This is a genomic window from Kitasatospora arboriphila (assembly GCF_039528095.1).
GTDB lineage: Bacteria > Actinomycetota > Actinomycetes > Streptomycetales > Streptomycetaceae > Kitasatospora > Kitasatospora arboriphila.
Window position 1 is genome coordinate 28,874 of sequence record NZ_BAAALD010000078.1, and the last position, 6,913, is coordinate 35,786.

General features: G+C 73.2%; 6 protein-coding genes and 1 pseudogene. 3 read left to right on the plus strand and 4 right to left on the minus strand.

All coding sequences use genetic code 11. The annotated features are described in order from the left end of the window. Positions 1-41 precede the first annotated feature (41 nt). The 3 genes from ABD353_RS29895 to clpS form a co-directional block, all read right to left on the minus strand. Entirely contained in the window at positions 42-1,484 is a 1,443-nt protein-coding gene (locus ABD353_RS29895) for an amino acid permease (protein WP_344626808.1), read from the minus strand. A 184-nt stretch (positions 1,485-1,668) separates the two neighbouring features. Beyond that, positions 1,669-2,244: a DUF2017 domain-containing protein gene (locus ABD353_RS29900; RefSeq protein WP_344626809.1), complete on the minus strand. Its 576-nt coding sequence runs from the start codon at positions 2,242-2,244 to the stop codon at positions 1,669-1,671. A gap of 114 nt (positions 2,245-2,358) precedes the next feature. Next, complete coding sequence (gene clpS / locus ABD353_RS29905; RefSeq protein WP_030271864.1) at positions 2,359-2,652, minus strand: ATP-dependent Clp protease adapter ClpS; 294 nt, start codon at positions 2,650-2,652, stop codon at positions 2,359-2,361. Between the two features lie 150 nt (positions 2,653-2,802). Here clpS and ABD353_RS29910 point away from each other — a divergent pair, with 150 nt between their 5' ends. Both ABD353_RS29910 and ABD353_RS29915 read left to right on the plus strand, forming a co-directional pair. Beyond that, entirely contained in the window at positions 2,803-4,131 is a 1,329-nt protein-coding gene (locus ABD353_RS29910; protein ID WP_344626810.1) for a nicotinate phosphoribosyltransferase, read from the plus strand. Between the two features lie 233 nt (positions 4,132-4,364). Then, positions 4,365-4,952, plus strand: coding sequence for an isochorismatase family protein (locus ABD353_RS29915; RefSeq protein ID WP_344626811.1), 588 nt, complete (start codon positions 4,365-4,367; stop codon positions 4,950-4,952). Between the two features lie 87 nt (positions 4,953-5,039). On the opposite strand, the gene ABD353_RS29920 is transcribed toward ABD353_RS29915, so the two are convergent. Further along, positions 5,040-6,068, minus strand: a complete 1,029-nt coding sequence (locus ABD353_RS29920; RefSeq protein WP_344626812.1) for a type IV toxin-antitoxin system AbiEi family antitoxin domain-containing protein — start codon at positions 6,066-6,068, stop codon at positions 5,040-5,042. Between the two features lie 316 nt (positions 6,069-6,384). On the opposite strand from ABD353_RS29920, the pseudogene ABD353_RS29925 reads away from it, so the two are divergent. Beyond that, positions 6,385-6,913 (plus strand): annotated as a pseudogene (locus ABD353_RS29925) (hypothetical protein); the annotation flags it as partial.

Genomic DNA, 6,913 nt, shown 5'->3' on the forward strand with positions numbered 1-6,913 from the left:
CTGCCGGACGCCCGCCGGACGGCCGGCGGGCGTCCGGCGGATCAGCGGCCGGCGCCCGTGCCCGACCGGTCGTGGTCGGGGCCGCGGACCGCCTCGGGGCGCCTGCGGGAGAGCACCAGGTAGCCGGCGGTCAGCAGCGCGGCCCAGACCGGGAAGACGTAGAGCGAGATCCGGGCGTCCTCGTCGAAGCCGATGAGCACGACGACCAGGACGAGGAAGGCCAGCGCGAGCCGGCTCGGCCACGCCCCGCCGGGGGCCTTGAAGGTGGGGGCGGGCAGTCGGCCGTCCTGCCAGGCGCGGCGGTAGCGGATCTGGGCGACCAGGATGACGGCCCAGGTCCACAGGCCGCAGACGGTGGCGACGGAGGTGACGTACTCGAACGCCTTGCCGGGGGCGAGGTAGTTGAGCACCACGCCGACGCCCATGAGCAGGCAGGAGACGGTGATCGCGGCGGCCGGGGTGCGGCGGGCGTTGAGCGCGGTGAGGCGGCCGGGGGCCTGGCCGCGCAGGGCGAGGTCGCGCAGCATCCGGCCGGTGGAGTACATGCCGGAGTTGCAGGAGGAGAGGGCGGCGGTGAGCACCACGAAGTTGATGACGGAGGCGCCGGCCGGGATGCCGACCTTCTCGAAGGCGGCGACGAACGGGCTGACGCCGGGCGCGAACTCCTGCCACGGGACGAGCGAGAGGATGACGACCAGGGCGCCGATGTAGAACAGCGCGATCCGCCAGGGCAGGGTGTTGATGGCGCGCGGCAGGGTGCGGGCCGGGTCCTCGCTCTCGCCGGCGGTGACGCCGACGAGTTCGACGCCGAGGTAGGCGAACATGACGATCTGAAGGGTCATCACGGTGGCGCCGACGCCCTTGGGGAAGAAGCCGCCGTCGGCCCACAGGTGGGTGACCGACGCGGTGTCACCGGCGTCGGAGAAGCCGAGGGTGAGCACGCCGACGCCGATGAGGATCATGCCGAGGATGGCGGTGACCTTGACCATCGAGAACCAGAACTCGATCTCGCCGAAGAGCTTCACCGAGATCAGGTTGGCGCCGTAGAGCAGCACCAGGAAGGCGAGCGCGCTGGCCCACTGCGGGACGCCGGGCGCCCAGTACCGCACGTACACCGCGGCCGCGGTGGTCTCGGCCATGCCGGTGACCACCCAGAACAGCCAGTACGTCCAGCCGGTGACGAAGCCGGCGAACGGGCCGAGGAACTCCCGGGCGTACTCGGAGAAGCTGCCGGAGACCGGGCGGTAGGTGAGGAGTTCGCCGAGCGCGCGCATGATCACGAAGATCACCAGGCCGGCCACCGCGTAGCTGAGGATCAGGCTGGGACCGGCCTTGGAGATGGCCGTGCCGGCGCCGAGGAAGAGGCCGGTGCCGATCGCGCCGCCGATGGCGATCATCTGGATCTGGCGGCTGCCCAGTCCGCGGGCGTAGCCCTCCTCGTCCGGCTCGGTGTCGATCACCTCGTCGTAGCGCTGATCGGCCATGGGCGTACCGTCCTCGGGTCGTGGGGAGGTGAGAAGTCGTACCACGGCCCGCCCGGATACCGGTGTTCATCTGAGCGTTAATTGAGCATGTCATGTCCGGATTCGAGGCGATGTGCCCGAAATGTCGCACCCCCGGGTCCACATGGTGGACACGGGGGTGCGGGTGCTCCGGGGTGACGCGGCGTCAGCCGGCCATGGCCTCCAGCAGCGACTCCTGCATGCCGCCGAGCCAGAGGTACGCCATCACCAGCGGCTTGCGCGGATCGCTGTCGGGCAGCGCGTACAGCCCTTCCTCGTCGTCCTCGGTGACGTCCAGTCGGGAGCCGAGGGTCAGCCGCAGGTCGTTCAGCGCGCCCAGCCAGCGCGGGCAGTCCGCGGCCGGGACGGTCAGCACGCCGCCGTCGCCGCCGAGCCCGTCCAGGGCCCGGACGACGCTCAGCGCGTCCTCGCGCTTGCGGGCCCTCAGGTCCAGCTCGGTGTAGCGGCGGAACTCGCCCGCCATCGCCCTGGTCTCGGTGTCGGCGGGCTCGCCGGGCTCGCCGTAGGCGTCGGGGAAGAGCCGGGCCAGCGCGGGGTCGGCCGGCGCCTCGCTCGGCCCCTCGGCGAACAGCGCGGCCAGCGGGTCGTCGCCCACTCCTCCGGGGCCGGGGCCGATCAGCTCCAGCATCTGCACCTCCAGCGACCGGAGGATGGAGGCCTCCACCTCGTCGAGCGCGATCGCCGCGGCGCCCTCGCCGGCGGTCTCGAACAAGCCAGCCATGAGTCCTGAATCAGCCCCGTTCACGTGTCTGTGGGTCTCGGTGTGTGGTGTCGCGACCGCTGCGCCGGCCCTGCGGACCGGCGCACGCCGCCCGACCGGGCGGGCCGCCGCGCGTCAGTCGTGCTGGAGGGTGGCCCAGAGCCCGTAGCCGTGCATCGCCTGCACGTCGCGCTCCATCTCCTCGCGGGTGCCGCTGGAGACGACGGCGCGGCCCTTGGTGTGCACCTCCATCATGAGCTCGCGGGCCTTGTCCTTCGGGTAGCCGAAGTAGGCCTGGAACACGTACTGCACGTAGCTCATCAGATTCACCGGGTCGTTGTGGACGATGGTCACCCACGGTGTGTCCGGTTCCACCACGGGCAGGCCTTCGACCTCCGGGCGCTCGATCTCGACCGGCGCGACACTCACGACTGGCTCTCTCCTCTGCAGCTGACCGGGGTGAAGGCGCGTCTCCCCCTGCCCTCATGCTTCCATCCGGGGGACTTCCGAGCGAATCCGGGTCAACATCACTCCGGAGAAATCGTCAATCTGACGCTAAGTGGTAGTAGCATCATCGGCATGGACGCCATCACCGCGCACCGCTCCACCGCGCTGCTCACCGACCGCTACGAGCTGACCATGCTGCAGGCCGCACTGCGCAGCGGTGCCGCGCACCGCCGCTCGGTCTTCGAGGTGTTCACCCGGCGCCTGCCGAACGGCCGCCGCTACGGCGTGGTCGCCGGCACCGGCCGGGTCCTGGACGCCGTCGAGGCCTTCCGCTTCACCGGCCCCCAGCTGGACTGGCTCGCCGACCAGCGGGTGGTGGACGACGCGACGCTGCGCTTCCTCGCCGACTACCGATTCTCCGGCGACATCCACGGCTACCCCGAGGGCGAGGTGTACTTCCCCGGCTCGCCGCTGCTGACCGTCGAGGGCAGCTTCGCCGAGGCCGTGATCCTGGAGACGCTGGTCCTCTCCGTCCTCAATTACGACTCGGCGATCGCCGCCGCGGCCTCCCGGATGACCGCCGCCGCCGGCGACCGCCCGGTGATCGAGATGGGTGCGCGCCGCGCCCACGAGGCCGCCGCCGTCTCGGCCGCCCGCGCCGCGTACATCGCCGGCTTCAGCGCCACCTCCGACCTGGAGGCCGGCTTCACCCACGGCATCCCCACCACCGGCACCGCCGCCCACGCCTTCACGCTGCTGCACGACAGCGAGCGGGACGCCTTCACCGCCCAGGTCGAGTCGATGGGCCGCGGCACCACGCTGCTCGTCGACACCTACGACCTGGCCGAGGCCGTCCGCACCGCCGTCGACGTCGCCGGCCCCGAACTCGGCGCCGTCCGCATCGACTCCGGCGACCTGACCCTGCTCGCCCACCGGGTGCGCCGCCAGCTCGACGACCTCGGCGCGTACAAGACCCGGATCATCGTCACCTCCGACCTGGACGAGTACGCCATCGCCGCGCTGGCCGCCGCGCCGGTCGACGGCTACGGCGTCGGCACCAGCCTGGTCACCGGCAGCGGCCACCCCACCTGCGCGATGGTCTACAAGCTGGTCGCCCGCGAGAGCGTGCCCGGCGGGCCCCTCGTCCCGGTCGCCAAGCGCTCGGCCGGCGGCAAGACCAGCACCGGCGGCCTCAAGTGGGCGGCCCGCCGGCCCGACGCGGACGGCGTCGCCGAGGCCGAGGTCGTCGGCACCGGGCCGGTGCCCGCCCACCTGGAGCCGCACCTGCTGCACGTGCCGCTGGTCCGCGGCGGCGAGGTCGTGGGGCGCGAACCGCTGGAAGCGGCGCGCGAGCGGCACCGGCGCGCCCGCGCGGCGCTCCCGATGTCGGCCACCCAGCTGTCGAAGGGCGACCCCGTGATCGTCACCGAGCTGATGAGCGGCGCGACCGCCGCCGGGTGAGCCCGCCGGGCCTTCCGCCGCTGCGCGTCACTCCCTACAGTCTTCTCGGCACCACCACGGCCTCCACGCCACCCCGACGTTCCGCCCGTGGTTCCGTCCCGGTCCCACCAGCGGTCCCGCCCAGGCTCCCCCGCACCTCCCCCGCACCTCCCCCGCACCTCCCCCGCACCGTCCGAACCGCCCGACCCCCACCGCGGCCCGCCGCGGACCGCCCACACCGAGAGAAGCCAGCCATGCACCGGGCCCTGATCGTCGTCGACGTGCAGAACGACTTCTGCGAAGGCGGCAGTCTGGCCGTCGCCGGCGGCGCCGAAGTGGCCGCCGCCATCACCGACCTGATCGCGGACGCCTCCCCCGGCTACACCCACATCGTCGCCACCCGGGACCACCACGTCGACCCCGGAGCGCACTTCGCCGAGGAACCGGACTACGTCACCTCCTGGCCCGCGCACTGCGTGGCCGGCACCGAGGGCATCGGCTTCCACCCCAACTTCGCGCCCTCGGTCACCTCGGGCGCGATCGAGGCGGTCTTCGACAAGGGCGCGTACGCGGCCGCGTACAGCGGCTTCGAGGGCCGCGACGAGAACGGCGGGACGCTGGCCGACTGGCTGCGCGAACGGGAGGTCACCGAGGTCGACGTGGTCGGCATCGCCACCGACCACTGCGTGAAGGCGACCGCGCTCGACGCCGCCCGCGAGGGCTTCACCACCCGGGTGCTGCTCGAACTGACCGCCGGCGTCGCCGCCGGCACCACCGAGGCGGCACTGGCCGAACTCCGCTCCGCGGGAGTCGAGTTGACCGGCAGCCCGGTCCTGCGCTGAAGCCGCGCCCGGCATCCGGAACGGCCGGGGCAGTCGATAGCCAGGGGGGTCGGGATCGGCAGCCGGGTCTGTCGGCCGCGCGGCCGGTCAGCGGTCGGTGACCACCAACTCGACCACGTCCGCCCCGCCCGCCCGGAAGGCCTCGCGGAGCTCGCCGCCGACCTCGTCCGGCTCGGCGGCGACCCGCGCGCCGGAGACGTACACCACCCGCACCCCCAGGTACTCCATCCGGTGCTGCTCCCCGCGCACCCAGGCGGCCTCGCCCTCGCTGACGCAGCGCAGGTCGGAGTCGACGGCCACCGCCACGCCGACCTCCGGCCAGTACAGGTCCGGCACCGCCACGTAGGTGCCGCCGCGCATCCGCAGCTCGGGGCCGACCAGCGGCACGGGCAGCAGCCACTCGTCCACCAGCTCGCCGATCCGGGCGAGCACCGACTCCCGCTCCATGGCGAGGAGTTCGTCCAGCGCGGCCCGCACCCGGGGCTCGGTCAGCAGCCGGGCCTCGCCGAGTTCCGCCACCAGCTCCCGCAGGGCGCAGCCGCCCTCGGTGCGCGTCACCGCCTCGCGGAGCATCGCCCGCAGCAGCGCCGGACGGACGGCACCGCTCTCGAAGGCCCCGGTGTCCGTCCACTCGCGCACCGCGTCGGCCACGGCGCGCGCCACCGGCGCGCAGGCCAGGCCGTGCACCGAGCGGGCCACCAGCTCCCGGCCGGTGCGCAGGATCCGGACGGGGCCGGCGTCCTTCAGGCGTCGCTGACGGGGCACCAGCACCTCCACGCCGGTGACGGCCGGCAGCCGGGGCACCGAGGCGAAGCCGTACAGCGCCAGCGCGGCCGCGCCGGTGATCACGGCGCCCTCGCGGCCGCCCTCGCCCCGGCCGTCCTGCGCCGCGTAGAGAAGGGCCGCCCACATCCGCTGCTCGGGGGTCGGGTCGCCGTCCTGGAGCAGGTAGACGCGGGGCAGCAGCCGCTGCCACGGACCACCGCGGCGGCAGTGCTCGGTGACCGCCCGGGCGGGCACGCCGCGGGCCCGCAGCTGGCTCGCGGTGACCACGTTCTGCTGACGCCGCGCCAGCTCTTCCAGGGAGAGCGGCTGGGAAGGAATCCGGTAGCTCATGTCGACACCCTCCCCAACACCGCCACAGTCGCACGCCCGACTTGACGACCTGTTACCCAACCGTCGCGAAAACGGGACGGCTCCGTCCTAAAGTCCCCATACCCTCACCCGTTCGACGTATGGGACGTTCACTCGAATGCCGGATTAGATCGGACTTGGGAGGTGACGATCCGTTTTTCATCGAATCGGCACATCAACGATCATGGAGTGGGGGCACCCCGATGATCAGCGATTACTGACCCAGAGTGACCAAGGCCATACGGTGGAGCACCACCCGCCGACCACCGGCACCCGCCGGATTGCCTACCATCGGCACATGCCACGTGACGAGATCCCCGGCCTGCGCGCCGCCCAACTGCGCCTCGGCCGCCTGCCCGGCTACGTCCGCCGGCCCGACCTCGCCCGCCGCAACAGCGCGGACGGCCACACGTACAAGAAGGGCTGGGAGGTCCGCTTCACCGCCCGCACGGAGGCCGAGATAACGGAGATCCGCGACCTGGTGATCGCCGCCGGGTTCGCCCCGGCCCGGCCGTTCTTCAAGGGCCACCAGCTGATCCAGCCGGTGTACGGCATCGCCGCCGTCCAGGCCTACCTGGCCGCCCGGGAAGCCTTCGAGGAGCTGGCCCGGGCCCGCGCCGCGGACGCGGACGGCACGGACGAGGCGGGCGCCCCCGACGCCCCCGACGCCCCCGACGCCCCGGCGGGCCGCACCAGAACGGTGCCGATCCCCGAGCAGGTCTGCCGGGAGGCCGCGGCACCCGTCGCCGCGGCTGCCGCTGCGGCGGCCGCGGCCGGCGCGGCGGCACTGGCGGCCAACAGCGCGGGCACGGCCGGTGCGGCGCCGG

Excerpts from the sequence above, each read along its gene's own strand:
- ABD353_RS29895 (WP_344626808.1), bottom strand. The coding sequence starts at position 1,484 with ATGGCCGATCAGCGCTACGACGAGGTGATCGACACCGAGCCGGACGAG.
- ABD353_RS29900 (WP_344626809.1), bottom strand. The coding sequence starts at position 2,244 with ATGGCTGGCTTGTTCGAGACCGCCGGCGAGGGCGCCGCGGCGATCGCG.
- ABD353_RS29910 (WP_344626810.1), top strand. The coding sequence starts at position 2,803 with ATGGACGCCATCACCGCGCACCGCTCCACCGCGCTGCTCACCGACCGC.
- ABD353_RS29915 (WP_344626811.1), top strand. The coding sequence starts at position 4,365 with ATGCACCGGGCCCTGATCGTCGTCGACGTGCAGAACGACTTCTGCGAA.
- ABD353_RS29920 (WP_344626812.1), bottom strand. The coding sequence starts at position 6,068 with ATGAGCTACCGGATTCCTTCCCAGCCGCTCTCCCTGGAAGAGCTGGCG.